The following is an 18,810-nucleotide window of genomic DNA, read 5'->3' on the forward strand; positions in this document are numbered from 1 at the left end:
GTTTCCACCTCTTTATTTGCTGATAATTTTCCAAAAGTTCAAAAGAATTATCGGCATAATAATTATTTTTTTCTAATGTTTATGTATAAAAAACGAAGGGCACCGACTATTAAACGTCAAAAATAAAACTTGAAGATTTTTTATGTGTTGATTACAAATTTTTGTTTATGAGTGTACCTATTCAAGCAAAAAAAGTACTTTGTAAAAGAAATCAAAAAGATTAAATAAAGTCTGTCTTGTTTTTTATTCAATGCGCAACGATAGGTTACCTTCAGTTTAAAAAAGAAAGTCAAAAAAAGGTCAAATAAAATAAAAGACAAAAAAATGCGGAAGACAATTAGGAGAATTTTCCAAAAAAAAACAGAATTTTAATTATGAAAAAATTATGAAAAGCTTTTTTTTACGGAGTTTGCAACCGATTTGAAAGAGTGATAAGCTGATTTCGGTGAATGAAAGCGGTAACAAATAAATTGGGATATTAGGAGGTGTTGAAATAAAAATAACGCTATTCATAGATTTTTTTTAATGTAGTAAGAACAAATTTATGCCGTACCTAAAGTTCAAAATAAAAACAAGGAGCAATAGACCATGACAAAATTAATTGAATGTATTCCGAACTTCAGTGATGGAAGAAATCAAAAGGTTATTGATGGGTTGGTGGAGATCGCTAAGAATGTTAAAGGTGTCACATTGTTGGATCATTCTTCTGACACATCTCATAATCGTAGTGTTTTTACACTCGTTGGTGATGAAGAAGGAATCCAAGAAGTAGTATTTCAATTAGTGAAGTTTGCAAGTGAGAATATTGATATGACGAAGCATCAAGGAGAACATCCTCGTATGGGGGCAACAGATGTGGTTCCTTTTGTGCCGATCAAAGATGTCACCATGGAAGAGTGCATTGCTATTTCTAAGAAAGTAGCTCAACGAATCAATGAAGAATTACAGATTCCCATTTTTCTATATGAAGATTCAGCCACTACACCCGTACGTAAAAATTTAGCGAAGATCCGCAAAGGACAATTTGAGAAAATGCCAGAAAAACTTTTGGAAGAAGAATGGCAACCAGATTATGGCGAACGCAAAATTCATCCAACCGCTGGTGTCACAGCAGTGGGTGCCAGAATGCCTTTAGTTGCATTCAATGTGAATTTGGATACAGATAATATTGAGATTGCCAATAAAATCGCTAAAATTGTTCGCGGATCCTCTGGAGGATGGAAATACTGCAAGGGTATTGGTGTCATGCTTGAAGATCGTAATATTGCTCAAGTATCTATGAATATGGTGAACTTCGAGAAAACACCGCTGTATCGTGTGTTTGAAACGATTCGCTTTGAAGCAAAACGTTATGGTGTGTCGGTTATTGGCAGTGAAGTAATCGGATTAACGCCAGCAAAAGCCTTGATTGATTGTGCTGAATATTATTTACAGATTGAAGAGTTCAATTATAATAAGCAAGTTTTCGAAAATCATTTATTGAATTGATAGGGGGATTGTCATGAAACTCGTTGAGATGCAAATAAACGATTTCATTGCTGTTTTAGGTTCGGATACACCGGCACCAGGTGGGGGATCTGCTTCAGCATTAGCTGCCGCACAAGGAATTGCTTTGACAAAGATGGTGACAGAACTCACGATTGGCAAAAAAAAATATGCAGAGTTCGAAGACGAAATTGAATTACTGCAAAAAAAAGCTAAATCTTTGCAAGAGGGTTTACTCAGGGCAATTGATGAAGATACAGAAGCTTTTAATCAAGTGTCAGCTGTTTTTGGACTCCCAAAAACAACCGAAGAAGAAAAAAAAGCCCGCCGAGAAGCAATGCAGAGTGCTTTAAAAGGAGCAGCTGTTACACCTTTTTCTATGATGGAAAAAATTGTGGATGCGTTAAAAGTCACACAGGCTGCGGTTGGCAAATCAAATACCAATGCTGCTAGTGATTTGGGAGTAGCTGCTTTGAATTTAAAGGCAGCTTTACAAGGTGCGTGGTTGAATGTATTGATTAACCTTGCAAGCATCAAAGACGAAATGTTTGTTCGCCAATACCGCAAAGCCGGGGAATCGCTAGTTGAGGAAGGCAGCAAAATTGCTGATGCAACCTATCAACAAATACTTGAATCGCTGTAATCATTTAGATTGGTAGATAGAAAGGAAGTTTATGGACATGGTCTTATCAGATATTGAAATTGCAAATTCTGTTGTGATGAAGCCGATTGAAGAAATTGCTGAATCAATTGGTATTGCTAAAGAAAATCTGTCTCTTTATGGAAAATATAAAGCAAAGATCAATAATATTGAGTCATTGGATGACAACGAGGATGGCAAGCTCATTCTAGTGACCGCAATTACGCCTACACCTGCTGGAGAAGGAAAAACCACTACTTCAGTAGGTCTCGTCGATGCATTGACAGCCATTGGGAAAAAAGCAGTGATTGCATTACGCGAGCCTTCATTAGGTCCTGTATTTGGTGTGAAAGGTGGTGCTGCTGGTGGTGGACATGCTCAAGTAGTCCCAATGGAGGACATCAACTTACATTTTACCGGTGATTTTCATGCAATTAGTGCCGCCAATAATTTATTAGCGGCACTATTAGATAATCATATTCATCAGGGGAACCTTCTCCAAATTGATTCTCGCAGAATTACTTGGAAACGTGTGGTAGATATGAATGATCGCCAATTGCGTCACATTGTAAATGGTCTTCAAGGACGAGTAAATGGCGTGCCACGTGAGGATGGGTATGACATTACAGTTGCATCAGAAATTATGGCCATTCTATGCTTAGCTAACGATATTGCTGACTTAAAAAATAAGCTGAGAAAAATCATCGTTGCATATAATTACGATGGGGAGCCGGTAACTGCTGGGGATTTGAAAGCAGAAGGGGCAATGGCCGCCCTATTAAAAGAGGCAATTCAGCCAAATATTGTACAGACATTGGAGCATGCCCCTGCTTTTATTCACGGAGGTCCATTTGCAAATATCGCACATGGATGCAACAGCGTATTGGCAACGAAACTTGCGCTAAAGTATGCCGATTATGCAGTGACAGAGGCCGGCTTTGGCGCTGACTTGGGAGCTGAGAAATTTATAGATATCAAATGTCGTTTAGCTAATCTACGACCAGATGCGGTTGTTTTGGTAGCAACGATTCGTGCGTTAAAAATGCACGGTGGCGTGAAGAAAAGCGATTTAGGAATAGAAAATGTCGATGCAGTATTTGCTGGAATACCTAACTTGTCTAAACACTTAGAGAATATTAAAGAAGTATACGGGATGCCAGTTGTTGTAGCTATTAACAAATTTCCAACAGATACAGATGCAGAATTAGCTGCGGTAGAGAAAGCTTGTAAAGAAATGGACGTTGCAGTTGTTCTATCTGATGTTTGGGGGAAAGGAAGTGCTGGCGGTAAAGAGCTGGCGGAAAAAGTAGTTGCACTAGCAGAAGAGCCAAATCATTTTAGCTATGTCTATGATTTGGATGATTCAATTGAAGAAAAACTAAATAAAATCGTCCAAAAAGTATACGGTGGGGCAGGCGTAGAATTGGCACCAAGTGCGAAAAAAGAATTAAAGGAATTGGAACGTCTTGGATTTGGTAATTATCCAATTTGTATGGCAAAAACCCAATACTCATTTTCAGATGATGCGTCACTACTTGGAGCGCCAAAAGATTTTACTGTGATGATCCGTAATCTCAAAGTATCTGCCGGGGCAGGATTTATTGTTGCGTTGACAGGAGCTGTTATGACGATGCCGGGATTACCAAAATCTCCAGCAGCTGAAAGAATTGATATTGATGAAAAAGGAAATATAACCGGATTATTCTAGCAGTTTAGAGCTATTTTACAAGGAGGTGGAGGGAACTCTCTTTGTAAAATAGCTAACATGAACTGCTTACTAGAATAAAACGTGTAATTGAAAACGTTTTACAATAAAAAAAGAAGAGGTGAAATAGTATGCAAAAAGATGTCGAGGTTTCAGAGATAACGGATATTAAAGACATTGACTCCGCAGAGCTAGCGAAAAATGAGAATGCAAAATTTAGCTTTGGTGGTGCGACGCTATACGGAATCAATGCAGTAATTGGTTCAGGAATTTTTCTTTTGCCCCGAACCATTTACCAAGATTTAGGTCCTGCTTCTCTTGTTGCAATGGTTTTAGATGCGGTTTTGGTTTTGATGTTGGCCGTTTGCTTCGCCGAAGTTGCGGGTTACTTCAATAAGAATGGCGGAGCTTTCCAATATTCGAAAACAGCATTTGGCGATTTTATTGGATTTAATGTTGGTGTTCTGGGGTGGTTTGTGACGATTATTGCGTGGGCTGCAATGGCTGCAGGTTTTGCGAAACTTCTGATCCAAACTTTTCCAGCGTTAGAAGGACAGAATACATTGATTAGCATTTGTTTGGTTATTTTCTTATCTGTGATTAATAGTATGGGGATTAAGACTTCAAAAATTTTTACGATTGTTATTACAATAGCTAAATTGATTCCAATTATTGCCTTCACACTGATTGCAGTTTTTTTCATCAAAAATGGAATCAATCAAGGAAACTTTACACCGTTTCTACAATTGAATCCTGACATGACTTTATCTAAAGCCATGGCCTCAACGTCACTCACTGTCTTTTATGCTTTTATTGGTTTTGAAGCTTTACCTGTAGTAGCTGGAGAAATGCGGAATGCCAAAAAAAATGTGCCAAAAGCGATTATTGGATCCATAAGTATTGTTTCGCTGCTTTATTTTATGATTATTGCGGGAACGATTGCCATGCTTGGAACGGGAATTTTACAAAGCAATGCGCCAGTTCAAGATGCTTTTGTTGAAATGATTGGACCAGCTGGGAAATGGATTATTTCAATCGGGGCCTTGATTTCAATTGCTGGCTTGAATATGGGAGATTCTCTGATGATTCCGCGATATGGAGCTTCAATCGCGGATGAAGGATTGTTACCTAAGGTGATTGCTAAAAAAAATAATAAAAATGCACCTATCGTTGCTATTATTTTTTCTGGTTTACTAACCATAGCTTTTCTACTAAGCGGATCATTTGAACAATTAGCGGAACTGTCCGTAGTCTTTCGTTTCTTCCAGTACATTCCGACTGCATTGGCAGTTATTTGGTTGAGAAAAAAAGACATGGAAAATGTGCCTGCTTTCCGGCTGCCGTTTGGTCCAGTCATTCCAATTATCTCCATAGTTGTTAGTATTTGGATGGTCGCTGCGGCCAATCCGATCAATTTAATAGCTGGAGTTATTGGAGTTATAGTAGCAAGCATCTTGTATCTACTCTTAAACAATAATAAATCGAAGCAAGTAAATTAGAAAACTTGTGGAAACTGATACTTGGAAGGAATTTATTAGAAAAGTGGGGAATAAAACGATGAAAATGTTGATAAAAGAAGAAGCTCAGAATACCATTCCTAGTCAAGAAATGATTATTTTGGATGGTGCTAGCCTAACTTTAGAAGACGTAGTGGCTGTAGCACGCAACCATCGTCAATGTGTAATAGCCGAAAGTGCCAAAGAAGCAGTGAAAGAGTCGCGCAGGATTGTTGATAAAATTGTAGAGGAACGTCGTGTTGTTTATGGAGTCAATACGGGATTTGGTTCTCTTTGTAATGTCAGTATTTCAAAAGAAGACACTGTGCAATTACAAGAAAATTTGATTCGTACTCATTCTGCTGGTTACGGCGAGCCATTTTCGGAAGATATTGTACGAGCTATTATGCTGATTCGAATTAATTCGTTGATTAAAGGCTATTCTGGTATTCGTTTAAGCACTGTAGAAGCATTGTTAGCGATGTTGAACGTAGGTGTCCATCCCTACATTCCAGAGAAAGGCTCATTAGGAGCATCCGGTGATCTAGCCCCATTAGCTCATATGGTTTTACCATTACTAGGTTTAGGTAAGGCTTATTATAAGGGCACGTTGTATTCTGGGAAAGAAGCAATGGAAAAAGCAGGATTGAAAATGATTCAATTAAGTGCCAAAGAAGGATTAGCTTTTATCAATGGGACAACAGTTTTGAACGCGGTTGGGGCATTGGCAACGTATGATGCTATTCAGTTATTAAAACTTTCAGATGTTGCAGGAGCACTCTCATTGGAAGTTCATGACGGAATTTCTAGTCCTTTTAAAGAAGACCTTCATACGATTCGCCCGCAAAGTGGGCAATTAGCAACCGCTCGTAATATTCGTCGTTTAATTGAAGATAGTAAATATATTACGGAAGCGACACCAGATCATGTTCAAGATCCTTACACATTACGTTGTATGCCGCAAATTCATGGTGCTAGTAAAGATTCGATTGCATATGTAAAAGAAAAAGTAGAAATTGAGATTAATTCAGTTACTGATAATCCAATCATTTCTAGAAATGGTGAAGTGATTTCCGGAGGGAATTTTCATGGAGAACCTTTGGCGCAACCATTTGATTTTTTGGGTATTGCTGCCGCTGAGATTGGCAATGTATCTGAACGAAGAGTAGAACGATTGGTGAATCACCAATTAAGTAATCTGCCTTCGTTCTTGGTGAAACATCCGGGGTTGAACTCTGGTTTTATGATCACACAATATGCATGTGCATCTCTGGTTTCAGAAAATAAAATCTTGGCACACCCAGCTAGTGTAGATTCAATACCATCCTGTGAAAATCAAGAAGACTTTGTTAGCATGGGTACAACTGCTGCCCGAACAGCTCTAGAAATCGTCAAAAATTCTCGGCGGGTCGTTGCAACTGAAATCATGGCGGCTTGCCAAGCACTAGACATCAAAGGATATCAGTCAGGACTTGGCAAAGGCACAAAAGCAGCTTATCTTGCATTTCGTCGACAAGTAAACTTTATTGAGCATGATAAAGACATCGAAATGTATGATGAATTAAACAAAGCAACTACCGTTTTAGAAGATAGAGATTTCTTAAAAGAAATTGAGAAACAAGTGACATTGGATCTGCAGTTTTAAAGGTATGACCTGATTTGTGCCGATTGACCGATATCAGAGGAAGAGATGTCTTCCTTTTATTTAAAGAAAAGGAAAGAGGATTATGTCACGTTTTAAAAGAATAGATATCTGGCAAGAGGTGGTTACAAAATTAACAGTGATTCTTATTTATGCCTTTTTATATTCCTTGGCGCTGAATCTTTTTTGGCAGCCAGGGAATATTTATGCCGGCGGCTTAACTGGGATCGCACAAATCATTGCGACTGGTCTTGCTAAAAGCCATATTGAAGTCCCTATTTCAGTTATATATTATCTCCTGAATGTTCCAATGTTTATGCTTGCATGGTTCAAAATTAATCGCAAGTTTGTCATCTATACGGTTATTTGTGTAACGGTTGCATCATTTGCCATCCACATCGTCCCAAGTACTGAGCTAACTACAGATCCGATTATTTGCGCCATTTTTGGGGGAACAATCAATGGCTTTTCTTTGGGGCTGGCATTAAAATATGGACTTTCAACTGGTGGTATGGATGCGCTCATTCTTACAATCAGACAAATCACCGGTCGAAGCATTGGCGTGATTTCGATTGTTTTGAATGGAGTCATTGTATTGGTAGCCGGTTATTTATTTGGCTGGCCCTATGCTTTTTATAGTGTTTTATCCATTTTTATAAGTGGAAAAGTTACAGATCTAGTGTATGTCAAACATAAAAAAGTTCAGGTGACGATTATTACGCAAAAGCCGAATGAAGTTATCCCAGCTCTGCAAGAAAAATTAAGTCGTGGAATCACGATCATTCCATATGCACTAGGCGCATATAATCAAGAAACTCAAACGATTCTGATTTTGGTTATTACTACTTACGAAATGGAAATTTTGGATCAAATCATGAAAGATGTTGATCAAAAGGCTTTTGTCAGTGTGGCACAAGATATTAAAATTTTGAGTCAATTTGAAGAATTAGATATTGTTTAAGGAAGAAGTGTGGGAACAATCGAGAAGAAAACATGTGAAGATTACTTGTCCACAAAGTGGTCTGGAGGCCAGACTACAGAACTTTTAGTGGAACCTGATTCAAGTAGCTTAGCTAAACGAGATTTTGATTTCCGTCTCTCAACTGCGACAGTGATTATGAATACCGTGGAATTTTCTGACTTTACTGGTTATCAACGAATCCTTATGTCTTTGGATAATCCAGTTAGATTAGGGCAATTAGGTTCTTGGATTAGCCTAAATGCTTTTGAGCCCCACCATTTCGATGGTAAATTAAAAACAACGTGTCAGGGTGAGTGTCAAGATTTTAATGTTATTTTTAAAGACGATTACGACGTCTTTGTTCAGGCGCTTAAAGGAAATGAGATGCATTTTATTAAACCGCAGACTATTGCTGTCATTTATGCATTGGAGAATCTTTCAATAGTGCTTCTGGGCGATAGGACACAGCGACAAATGTTGCAAAAAAATGAAATGCTGGTTATAAAAGATGAAACATTTATACAAGTGGAATCTAGTTCATCAGAGAAACAGAATCTTGCAAACAACAGGATTGCTGTTTTGACAAAAATAAAAAAACAGAGTAGAAGATAGAGCGTTAAGTGCTATAAGGATGGGATGTTGCCTTTTAGACGAAGAAACAAATTTCACGATTCTATCTTTGCATTCGCTGCATAAATTAATTGTGTAGCAGCTCTATTAAAGGAGATGCTAAGAATGAAGAAAAAAATAGACGCACATATTATCGCAACAATGGGATTACTGATTGGATTAATGGTCGTTTTGTCTCAAGTATTAGGGTTTGAAACCCAGCTGTTGAAAATTACCTTTGATTTTGTTCCAGAAGTGGTTATGGCTAGTTTATTTGGCCCTTGGTGGACAGCAATTGGTGCTTCAATTGCTGATATTATCGGGAATACTCTTTTAGGGAAAGCTCCTTTTTTCATTGGCTTTACACTGAATTCATTCATTGCAGGTTTGCTTTATGGCTACTTTTTTTATAAAAAGCCCATTACAATAAAAAATTCTTTTCTATGTGTTCTTTGCAATACATTAATTATCAGTTTGTGTCTGACACCAATTTGGTTGTCAATGATGTATGCAATTCCTTTGACCGATACGAAACTTTGGGGAATACGTATTGTCAAAGCGGTGATCATGCTACCTGTACAAACAGCCATGATCGTATTCTTTGGTCATGCGATTCCTTTGAAACGCTTCGCTCGTAATATTTTCTAAACGAACTAACAATTCTATTGGGGATGATAAGAATGTTTAAAACAGGAGATGAAGCAGTACGCTGGATTCATTCGCGCAAAAAATTTGGATCGCGGCCTGGTTTGATACGAGTCAACGAGCTACTGAAGCTGTGCGGTCATCCCGAAAAGAATAGTATCGGGATTCACATTGCAGGAACAAATGGAAAAGGTTCGACGGTAACTTACTTGCGTTGTTTATTAGAAATGCAGAAGCTAGCAGTGGGTACATTTACTTCGCCGTACATTGAAAGTTTTTATGAACGTATTTCGATTAATGGGAAAGCAATCTCCGCAGAAGAATTTGTCCAGCTAGCAAATGAATTTCGCCCTCTGGTAGATAGTATGGATGAGGATACACGCTATCAGGGAATAACAGAATTTGAGATATTGACTGCAATGGCCTTTTCTTATTTTCAAAAGCACGCAGACATCGCAATTTTCGAGGCAGGTATCGGGGGAAAATGGGACAGTACGAATGTTTTTATACCAATTTTAACTGCTATTACTACGATTGGATTAGATCATACAGATATATTAGGCGAAACTGAGGAAGAAATTGCCTTGCAAAAAGCTGGCATTATCAAAAAAAACATACCTATTGTTACAGGAAACATTTCGCAAAATGCAGTGAAAATAATTGAAGAAGTCGCTTCTAAAAAAAATGCGCCACTCTCTAAGAAAAATACCTCTTACCAAGTTCACTATGTGAAGCAAAGCCCTGAAAGTCATAGTCCTAAGGATTCTATAAGTGGAGAAATGTTTCACTTCGAAAATGAAGACTTTCAATTTTTAAATCTTAGAATTCCTTTATGTGGAAAATACCAAGTGGAAAATGCAGCAACTGCCCTTCAACTTTTTTTGCTTTATTGTCAGCAGCAAAACAAAGCGATACAAAAAGAGAGCATACAGAAAGCTTTAGAAAAAGCGCGATGGCCAGGTCGTATGGAGAAAATCAGTTCACAACCGACGATCATTATCGATGGGGCACACAATCCACATGCCATAAAAGAATTTGTTGATACAGTTACAGAAAAATTTCAACAAGGAAAGAAATATATTTTGTTTTCAGCGCTAACAACCAAAAATAGTAGGAAAATGATCCGACAGATGCAGCAAATCCCTAATAATTGCCTTATAATAACCACATTCGATTACCCGAAAGCGTTGAAAAAAGAAGATCTTGTTCGAGAAAATAGCCAATTTAAATATTATCAAGAGTGGCAACAAGGTATTAAGGAGATTGTTGCTAAAATGGGATCGAAAGATACTCTTTTTATTACTGGTTCATTATATTTTGTATCGCAAGTTCGCACATATTTATTAGATGATAGGAGATGTTTAGAAGGTATCTGAAGGAATAATCTGATCCATTAATCAACGTGTGTGAAGAAACCAGAGAAGCAATATAAGAATAAATATGAAAGAAACAGTAGAATGGTTAGAAATGACATACTTCAGTTTTTCCATCTTTGGAAAGCCTGAAGTATGTCACTTTTTTGCGAATGCTTTTATTTTTTCTAAAAACTATTTAATGAGGAACCCTTTTCTTAATTTCTTAAGAAGTGAAAAAGCATCTTGTGAGAAAAGAAACTTTTCATTATACTTCAAGTAATTGAAAACAAAAGGTGGGTTTTTCCCGTGAAAGAGCATAAAAAAATAGCAGCAATTCGGGTAGCGTTAGCTGTCGGTTTGACACTGATTGTGATTGGGCTAGTCATCTGGTTCATCATTGGCTTTTCTGTAGGACGAGCGGTCAGTTCGAGTGGTTCAAAATCATCAACTGTAGAGACTTCTCAAGTAAACCAATCCGCTATCAAAGAACAGCCCGTTACTTATTTTAATCAATTTCTGCCCTTTGAAAGCGAATTTAACTATGATCCGAATACACAAGGATTTAATTTATTTTATGATTTGATGCGCTATTTTTCTTCTGTGAAGGTGCAAGAAGATGTACGGATCGATTCTTACAGTGTGAGTGGTGCAACCTATCAAGATGGGCTGCTGACGGTAAAATTTACTGTGTGGCCCAAGTCGATCAATCGTGAGACGATGACATCTTATTGGGGGAAAGTTTCCGATGACGGTTCTGTGCGGGACATTTGTTGGCAAGTTAAGGTTGCTACGACTGCTCAAGGGGACAAAGCGATCACGAATGTAGATGCGGGAGATCTAAGTGCGATCACCGATAAGAACAATCAAATGACCACCTCAAAGGAAACGAATCAGACGATTGCGTATAAAACAGAAATTGGTAAGAGTCAATTGAAATTAACTTATGATAGCTGGAAACATCAAATCATTCTGCCCTATCCGTTAGATGATTTTTTTGGCGGCGAGTATAGTGGCGACAAACAAGCGCTGATCGCTGGCAGCTATATTTTGACTCCTGAACGGACTGGATTTATCCGAACGGAATATGCTAGTGAGGGCAGTCCAACTCAAAATGTCTATTATACTTATACGGAAAATCAAGGAAATACGTGGAAGAATGTTGCTCTGGCAGAGCAGACAGCAGCTGTACGTTTTCGCAAATTGACATTTGGCCAAGACGGTTTTGGTTACATTTTCTTATCGGGTGGCCGCGTAATGGGGCAGGAAGGCTATCTCTCATATGTGACCCAAGATGGTGGCAAGACTTGGCAGGAAAAGCAAGTGGCTAAGGGAATCAGCCGACTCTTGACGGACGCGTGCTACCTCAACGAGAATGTTGGCTTTATGAGTTTCGGCGGAGTAACGCCAACAGAACCAAGTCTCTATGTGACGACAGACGGAGGAAACACGTGGCTGGAAGCTGCTTTTGAAATGCCTGATGAATGGAAGAAGGTTTTCGTGGTTGCTGAAGCACCTTATCTAGAAGATGGAAAGTTGAAAGTTATGGTCAATCAAGGTCCCATGGGGGATTACAAAGGTGGAACAGTCAAAGGCGTATTTACCTCAGAAGACAATGGCATGACGTGGACGTATGTCTCTGAAATAGATTCAACGACTGATGAAGGCTAAGCTCGGTTAAATTTTGTTTAAAAGTCAGCGACAAAAACTGTAGAAGATCACTATAGATGTTCTCAAAAGAATTGCAAGAAATTTTTTTTGTGATAGACTATGGCTAATCTTGCATTAGTGCGAGTCTAAATAAAATGTAGAGTGAGGGAGTAACGTGGCAACGAACAAGGTGATCCTTACTGGGAAAATTAATGAGATGCCCAGTCGAGAACAACTGGCTTCTGCAGCAGCAAATAATACGTGTGTACGGTTTAATTTAGCAGTCGCTGCACAGTGGCAAACAAGCGAACAGTTGCAAACAGAATGGTTTGCTTGTGTTATCAACGGCAAGCAAGCAGAAACTTTTTTGCGGTATACCCAGAAAGGTGCAAGTGTTAAAATCAATGGACATTTGCATATGTGTCCTTTTGAAACCAAGGAAGGACAATCTGTCTATGGTGCCGAAGTTGTAGTAGATAGTTTCCAATTGCTGGAATTGCCGCCAGAATCTCTACAAGAAACCGTCGAATCGATCGCTCAGCCTGCGGTCTCACCTAACCGTCGTCAGGAAGCTTCTGATACGGATACATTGAAAAATCAAGTATTGGAATTTTTGAAGGATGAACATTTTATTTAAGACCTAAAAGGATGTTCCCCATTTCTTCATCTTCTGAACTGGTATCGGACATCCTATTTCAAAAAAAGCGCGGCAAAAAAGAGACGAAAATGACCTTCATAAGCCTGTTCAAACGAGTAATAGTTTGTCGATTATTAAAATAGTAAAGAACAAAGTGTTGAAAAACGAAACTTTTTTAAGAAAAGACTTCCCATGCAGGAAGTCTTTTTTTGGAAGCAGATTTCTTTGTGGGCGGATTATAAAAAACTTTTTTTTGTGCCAAATAATGGCGTCCTTTGTCTTGACAGACTAAGGATTATCAAGACAAAAGAGAAAAAAGAACAAGAAGAATTCTTTCAGAATGGGAAAAGAATAAAGGGTCTTTTTTTATCATTAAGTGATGAAAAGGACTATAAGAAAGTCAATCGTTTTAAAAAAAATTAATAAAAATTCTTGCAAATTCTCATAGTTATCTGTAAAGTGTTACTTGTAGTCAGCAAATAAAAAAAGAAGGAGGGATTACGATGCAAAACGTTACAGCAAAATTCGCAAACAACAAAATAGTAGTTAATCCCTTATTCGGTAATCCGTTAGTACACAGATAGTGTCGATATTTTTTGACGTTATGCTCTGTCCTTTTTCCGAAAGGGCAGAGCTTTTTTGTGTACTTTTTTAGATTGAGAGGGAAGAAAATGAAATATATTTTACAACAATTAACGACGTATTTTAAAGCGCATAAATTGCGTTATGCAATCGTATTTATTTTTATGGTTATTGCCAGTGCGATGTATGTAGCACCGATCTATATTTTGCGCTTATTCATTGATGCACTGATTCAAGATGACTTTACGATGGCAATTTTGATTCGCTATGTCAGCTTGTTTGCCGGTGCGATACTTTTAGGCTATATTGCAGAATTTATTTGGACATTTAATTTATTTATCGGATCATACGATTTGCAAAAGCAATTGCGTCAGCAATTGATGAAGCATTTCTTAAACATGGGGGCTCCCTTTTATCATCGGTTTCGAACGGGAGACTTAATGACTCGTTCTAGTGACGATGTTCAAGTCATGGGAATGACCGTAGGCTATGGGTTGATGGTTTTCTTGAATACGAGTCTCTATTTGAGTTTCATCGTTGCCATGATGGCGATTACAGTCTCTTGGGTATTGACAATCATTGCACTGATTCCTATGCCCCTCTTGGCGTACTACATTTTCAAATGGGGTTCGCAAGTAGATAAAGCTTTTACAGAAGCACAAAACTCTGTTTCAGAGATGAATAGTGAAGTGTTGGAGATCATCGATGGTATCCGAGTGGTACGGGCATTCGGCTTAGAAGCAGCAACGACGCAGCAATTTCAGCAAAAAACAACAGAAACTCGTGAAAAAAACGACATCGTTTCCGAGATTGATTCCCGTTTTGGGCCGCTGATTACAATTATTTTGGCGATTAGTTTTGTGATGAGTTTCGGGATCGGGGCTTTCCTAGTAGCCAATCAACAAATCACTATTGGTGCGATGGTATCTTTCCAAGTCTATCTAACGATGGTGGTTTGGCCGATGATTTCAGCAGGAGATCTGGTAAATGTGATGCAGCAAGGGGCTGCTTCTTGGCGTCGGATCAATGAAGTATTGCAGACTGGCGATCAGCTAGAATCTACAGGACAACAACTTGTACCGATGATCCAAACAATTGAATTCTCTGAGTACAGTTTCAAATATCCGAATACGGAACGATTTGTCTTACAAGACGTTGATCTGACTATTACCAAAGGAGAAGTGTTGGGGATCGTCGGCAAAACAGGTAGTGGTAAGACTTCCTTGCTACGTCAGTTCGGACATCGGTACCCGTATTCAAATCAAATGCCAATGATCAATGGGCAGCCTTTGACTGCTTTTCAGACAGAAGAGATTCGTCGTCACTTTGCGGAAGTTCCGCAAGAGCATACGTTGTTTTCACGAACGATTCGCGAAAACCTATTGTTCGGGGACCCAGACGCATCCGAAGAACGCTTATGGCAAGCGTTATCACTCGCATGTTTCGCTGAAGACATCAAACGGATGCCAGAAGGCCTTGAAACATTAGTCGGTGAAAAGGGAGTTTCTTTATCAGGGGGGCAAAAGCAACGTTTGTCGCTAGCACGGGCCTTTCTGCGAAGGAGTGATGTACTGTTGCTGGATGATGCTTTGTCAGCTGTCGATGCAAAAACAGAGCAAACGATCATCGCAAACCTTAAAGCAATGACAGATGCACCGACTTCGATCATCGTGACCCACCGCTTATCCGCCATCACGGACGCCGATCAAGTGATTGTTTTGGAAGAGGGGCATGTTATCCAAAGAGGGACCCATCAGGAGCTGATCGCAGTTCCTGGATGGTACCAAGAGCAATATTATCATCAACAGTTAAAGGAGGACGATCAAGATGTTCTCAACGATTAAGCGCCTGCTGTCTTATGTAGGCTATTACAAAAAACAATTTTCGATCGGTGCAGTATTGCTACTGCTAGGTGCTGCACTGGAATTGACATCACCGCTGATTGCCAAACGATTGATTGACGGCGTCATGACTCCATCGGTTGAGACAGGGAATTTGAATATCCTTTTCTTGATCCAATTATTAGCGGGTTACTTGCTGATCAATTTGATTGGCTCGCTCTTTCGTTATATCAGCTTGCTGCAGCTGCGTAAAATGTCAAATCGCATTGTGAAGAAAATGCGGGACCAGCTTTTTGACCATATGCACCAATTGCCCGTTTCTTATTTTGATCAGATTCCTGCTGGGAAAGTAGTCGCGCGAATCACGAATGACACGGAAGTTTTGCGCTCCAATTTCTATGTGATCGTCATCAGTAATTTGATGAGCAATATCATTCAAATCATTGGGGCTTTCTTGGCACTCTTTTTCCTGAATCATACTCTAGGATTGGCTATGCTTATTCTGATTCCGATTCTGGGTATTTGGCAACATGTCTATACGAAGTATGCTTCCCGTTATAATATTGCCATGCGGGAATATATTTCTCAAATCAGTGGTCAGTTAAATGAATTTGTTCAAGGAATGGCAGTTATTCAGGCCTTTCAGAGAGAAGGCCAACTGCAGAAAGAATTCAATGAAACCGTCGAGAAATGGTTTCAGACAGGTCGAAAGTATCTGTTATTGGATTCGAGTATTGCCTGGGGATTGGGCAATCTTTTGCGGAATTCAACGATCCTGATTCTGATCACGACATTATCGGCATTCTTCTTGGATGGTCGGCTCGCTATCTCCGCAGGTTTGCTTTATGCCTTTATTGATTATATCAATCGACTCTATGACCCAATCGAAGGTCTGGTCCAAACGATCACCAATGTTCAGCAATCGCTAGCTGCTGGCAAACGAGTCTTCGAGTTTGCTGATCAGCCAATTGAAAAACAGCAAGAAGCAGTTATTGCGATCAAAGAAGGAAATGTTTCTTTCAATCAAGTAACCTTTGGATATGACCCAGAGCAAGCTGTTTTACACGAGATTGATTTTCAAGTATCTGCAGGTGAAACAGTCGCATTAGTAGGGCATACAGGATCTGGGAAATCCAGTATCTTGAACTTACTGTTCCGTTTTTATGACCCTCAAGCAGGGACTATCACGATCGATGATCAAGTGATCGAAGCATTCGACCGTCACAGCGTTCGTCGTTCGATGGCGATCGTGATGCAAGATCCCTATCTGTTTACAGGAACGATTGCCAGCAATATCGGTATGAATGATCCGTCAATCACAGAAGAGATGATCCTATCCGCATTAGAAAAAGTTGGTGCCGGTTACCTGCTGACGCGTTACCCGAAAGGTATCCATCATCCCGTCGTAGAAAAGGGCAATGAGTTTTCCAGTGGCGAACGTCAATTGATCAGCTTTGCCCGTGCTTTGGTATTTGATCCAAAAATCTTGATTCTAGATGAAGCAACGAGTCACGTTGATACCGAAACGGAGTCAATCATTCAAAAAGCAATGACAGTCTTGCAAAAAGGACGGACCACTTTTATGATCGCTCACCGCTTATCAACGATTAAGCAAGCTGAGCAAATCCTAGTTTTAGATCAAGGTAGAATCGTTGAACGGGGCAATCATGCCAGTCTGATACAAGCTGGGGGAATCTATCAGCAAATGTACCAAATGCAGTCAGAGCAACTCTGATTCATCAAGGATAAGACTCACTTTTTTAATAAGATAGAAGAAGCGTCAAGCCTAGGAATTTCCTTGTTTGCTTGACGCTTTTTTAGAGCAGTCTTTACTAACCGCTAATCGGTCAATGGCTGGATGTCACTGAGTTTGGCTACGCCGTAGTTGCCCCCTTCTAAAAGTTCGACAGTCGCTGTATTGCTCAGTAAGCGAACGATCTTGATCTTTTGTAAGGTAGGTTGTCCGATTACTTTCGCTAAATAGGATTTACTTGTACAAAGTTCTTCTTTTTTCATAAGCTTCACCTTCTTTTTTAGAGTTATACCATAGAAGTCCTTTTACAAGGAAGGCGTTTCACAAAACATTCAAACTTTTTTCGTAATTTGACAATAGCTGTCTTTATCCAATCCTCTTAAATCAAGACTTACCTGCACAGAAAGAGGAGAAAGAGGAAAAGGACAGCTAACGTTTGTAAAAAGAAAAAATCTGCCGTAGAATGAGAAAAAATAAGCGAAATGAGATGATTGGATGAAAGTTCTTTTAGTGGGACATACCGGAACGTTAGGGAAAATTTTGCTGGCTGGTTTACAAGACAAATCTGTTGAGGTTATCAGGGCGAGTCGAAGTGCAGGGGACTACCGGGTGGAGATTGCTGATCCAGAAAGTATTCGGACGCTGTTTTCAGAGATCGGTACTGTAGATGCTATTATTTCCGCAGCGGGTAGTACCGTCTTCAAACCTTTTGCGGAGTTGACACCGGAAGAAAATCAGCGCTCCATTGACAGCAAGCTGCAAGGCCAAGTCAATCTAGTGTTGATCGGACAGCATTATTTAACGGAGGGCGGCAGTATCACGTTGACCTCAGGCATCATTCAAGACGAGTTTATTCCGATGGGTACTTCTTCGGCATTGGTGAATGGCGCAATCGGTGCTTTTGTTGCTTCAGCGGCGTTAGAAATTGGTCGTGGCATTCGTATCAATGCGGTCAGTCCGAATGCGCTGGCAGGCTCTTGGGAGACCTATGCTCCCTCATTCCAAGGCTTTCTGCCTGTCGCGGATGAAAAAGTTTTTGCTGCCTATGAAAAATCAGTTTTTGGTATCATGACAGGACGGACCTTTACTGTTTATTAAAGCCGTCACTCGCTAAAAAAAGCCGTCAGAAGAAGCAAATTCTTCTGGCGGCGTTTTGGTTTACGAAACAGGTTGTGGGTGAATATCAGGCATCGTTTGGAGTAGATAGTTTCTTGCGAAAGTCACATCCGTGATCCAAGGCAAAACATCTGCCTTCGACAACAAAACAGGCATCCGATCATGGATTGGTGCAATCGTTGCATTGGGCTTGGTCGTCAAAATAATGGATTCATCTTCCGAACCGCTGGCAGTAGAATGGTTCCGATAGAAACCAGCAAGGTAGAGGGGCTCCGAGGAGTCAAAGAGAAACTTGTGCTTATCGCTATCCCACTCATAAAAGCCAGACATTGGAAAGGCACAGCGTTTTTCCAGAAATGGCTTCTTGAAAGTACGTTTTTCTTCTACGGTTTCTGCTCGGGCATTGATTAAAAGTTGGCCTTTTTTGAAACCAGTAAAGCCCCAATGGGTTAGGATCGGTACGATTTGCTGCGTGTCATCGGCAATCAGCGTGACGACCTGGTTGGAAGGGAAAACTTCATCAACAGCGATTTTTTTGTTTTGTTCTTTAGCTATCGTGACTAGTTCTTGATAATAATCAGACAGCTCACCCGTCCTTGGATCAAATAAATATCTCCCACACATGGTGTTTCCTCCTTTTTAGCAATGCTGTGAATTCCGGCTGGTCCACAGATTCAATTTATCAGCAAAAGAGAT

17 protein-coding genes and 1 riboswitch are annotated in these 18,810 nt (G+C 39.6%); of the genes, 15 read left to right on the forward strand and 2 right to left on the reverse strand.

The window, feature by feature from the left end; translation table 11 throughout:
- Positions 1 to 588: 588 nt before the first annotated feature.
- The 14 genes from ftcD (at position 589) to DVW06_RS01150 (ending at position 16,980) form a co-directional block, all read left to right on the forward strand.
- Complete coding sequence (ftcD, locus tag DVW06_RS01085) at positions 589 to 1,488, forward strand: glutamate formimidoyltransferase (protein WP_003125723.1); 900 nt, start codon at positions 589 to 591, stop codon at positions 1,486 to 1,488.
- A 13-nt stretch (positions 1,489 to 1,501) separates the two neighbouring features.
- Positions 1,502 to 2,128: a cyclodeaminase/cyclohydrolase family protein gene (locus DVW06_RS01090; RefSeq protein ID WP_003125724.1), complete on the forward strand. Its 627-nt coding sequence runs from the start codon at positions 1,502 to 1,504 to the stop codon at positions 2,126 to 2,128.
- Positions 2,129 to 2,165: 37 nt separating this feature from the next.
- Complete coding sequence (locus DVW06_RS01095) at positions 2,166 to 3,833, forward strand: formate--tetrahydrofolate ligase (protein WP_034704066.1); 1,668 nt, start codon at positions 2,166 to 2,168, stop codon at positions 3,831 to 3,833.
- Between the two features lie 128 nt (positions 3,834 to 3,961).
- On the forward strand, positions 3,962 to 5,329 hold the full coding sequence (locus tag DVW06_RS01100; RefSeq protein WP_003125727.1) for an APC family permease: 1,368 nt from the start codon (positions 3,962 to 3,964) through the stop codon (positions 5,327 to 5,329).
- 109 nt (positions 5,330 to 5,438) lie between these two features.
- Entirely contained in the window at positions 5,439 to 6,971 is a 1,533-nt protein-coding gene (hutH, locus tag DVW06_RS01105; protein WP_003125729.1) for a histidine ammonia-lyase, read from the forward strand.
- Between the two features lie 82 nt (positions 6,972 to 7,053).
- The gene (locus DVW06_RS01110) at positions 7,054 to 7,929 is read left to right on the forward strand and encodes a YitT family protein (RefSeq protein WP_003125730.1); all 876 of its coding nucleotides are present in this window, start codon (positions 7,054 to 7,056) and stop codon (positions 7,927 to 7,929) included.
- 9 nt (positions 7,930 to 7,938) lie between these two features.
- A complete protein-coding gene (locus tag DVW06_RS01115) occupies positions 7,939 to 8,541 on the forward strand; it encodes a HutD family protein (RefSeq protein ID WP_003125731.1) in 603 nt (200 codons plus the stop codon).
- Positions 8,525 to 8,622: riboswitch (THF riboswitch) on the forward strand. Its footprint overlaps the gene before it by 17 nt.
- Positions 8,623 to 8,664: 42 nt before the next feature.
- Positions 8,665 to 9,186 (forward strand): folate family ECF transporter S component, encoded by a 522-nt coding sequence (locus tag DVW06_RS01120; protein WP_005470644.1) that lies wholly within the window; start codon positions 8,665 to 8,667, stop codon positions 9,184 to 9,186.
- A gap of 23 nt (positions 9,187 to 9,209) precedes the next feature.
- On the forward strand, positions 9,210 to 10,559 hold the full coding sequence (locus tag DVW06_RS01125; protein WP_371271402.1) for a bifunctional folylpolyglutamate synthase/dihydrofolate synthase: 1,350 nt from the start codon (positions 9,210 to 9,212) through the stop codon (positions 10,557 to 10,559).
- Positions 10,560 to 10,844: 285 nt separating this feature from the next.
- Positions 10,845 to 12,206, forward strand: a complete 1,362-nt coding sequence (locus DVW06_RS01130) for a WD40/YVTN/BNR-like repeat-containing protein (RefSeq protein WP_005470649.1) — start codon at positions 10,845 to 10,847, stop codon at positions 12,204 to 12,206.
- Between the two features lie 154 nt (positions 12,207 to 12,360).
- A complete protein-coding gene (locus DVW06_RS01135; RefSeq protein WP_003125737.1) occupies positions 12,361 to 12,822 on the forward strand; it encodes a single-stranded DNA-binding protein in 462 nt (153 codons plus the stop codon).
- A gap of 192 nt (positions 12,823 to 13,014) precedes the next feature.
- Positions 13,015 to 13,245 (forward strand): hypothetical protein, encoded by a 231-nt coding sequence (locus DVW06_RS01140; protein WP_029486506.1) that lies wholly within the window; start codon positions 13,015 to 13,017, stop codon positions 13,243 to 13,245.
- Positions 13,246 to 13,493: 248 nt separating this feature from the next.
- Entirely contained in the window at positions 13,494 to 15,248 is a 1,755-nt protein-coding gene (locus DVW06_RS01145) for an ABC transporter ATP-binding protein (protein ID WP_005470656.1), read from the forward strand.
- Positions 15,232 to 16,980, forward strand: coding sequence for an ABC transporter ATP-binding protein (locus DVW06_RS01150; RefSeq protein WP_003125741.1), 1,749 nt, complete (start codon positions 15,232 to 15,234; stop codon positions 16,978 to 16,980). The genes DVW06_RS01145 and DVW06_RS01150 overlap by 17 nt, the downstream gene beginning before the upstream one ends.
- Positions 16,981 to 17,084: 104 nt before the next feature.
- Here DVW06_RS01150 and DVW06_RS17005 read toward each other — a convergent pair whose 3' ends face one another.
- Positions 17,085 to 17,261 (reverse strand): hypothetical protein, encoded by a 177-nt coding sequence (locus tag DVW06_RS17005; RefSeq protein WP_005470657.1) that lies wholly within the window; start codon positions 17,259 to 17,261, stop codon positions 17,085 to 17,087.
- A 232-nt stretch (positions 17,262 to 17,493) separates the two neighbouring features.
- On the opposite strand from DVW06_RS17005, the gene DVW06_RS01155 reads away from it, so the two are divergent.
- On the forward strand, positions 17,494 to 18,096 hold the full coding sequence (locus DVW06_RS01155) for a short chain dehydrogenase (protein WP_003125744.1): 603 nt from the start codon (positions 17,494 to 17,496) through the stop codon (positions 18,094 to 18,096).
- Positions 18,097 to 18,156: 60 nt separating this feature from the next.
- Here the strand turns inward: DVW06_RS01155 and DVW06_RS01160 are convergent, their stop codons facing one another.
- Positions 18,157 to 18,738 (reverse strand): SOS response-associated peptidase, encoded by a 582-nt coding sequence (locus DVW06_RS01160; protein WP_003125746.1) that lies wholly within the window; start codon positions 18,736 to 18,738, stop codon positions 18,157 to 18,159.
- Positions 18,739 to 18,810 lie beyond the last annotated feature (72 nt).

It is taken from the genome of Enterococcus sp. ARL09-542, from assembly GCF_005234805.1.
Classification (GTDB): domain Bacteria; phylum Bacillota; class Bacilli; order Lactobacillales; family Enterococcaceae; genus Enterococcus_D; species Enterococcus_D gallinarum.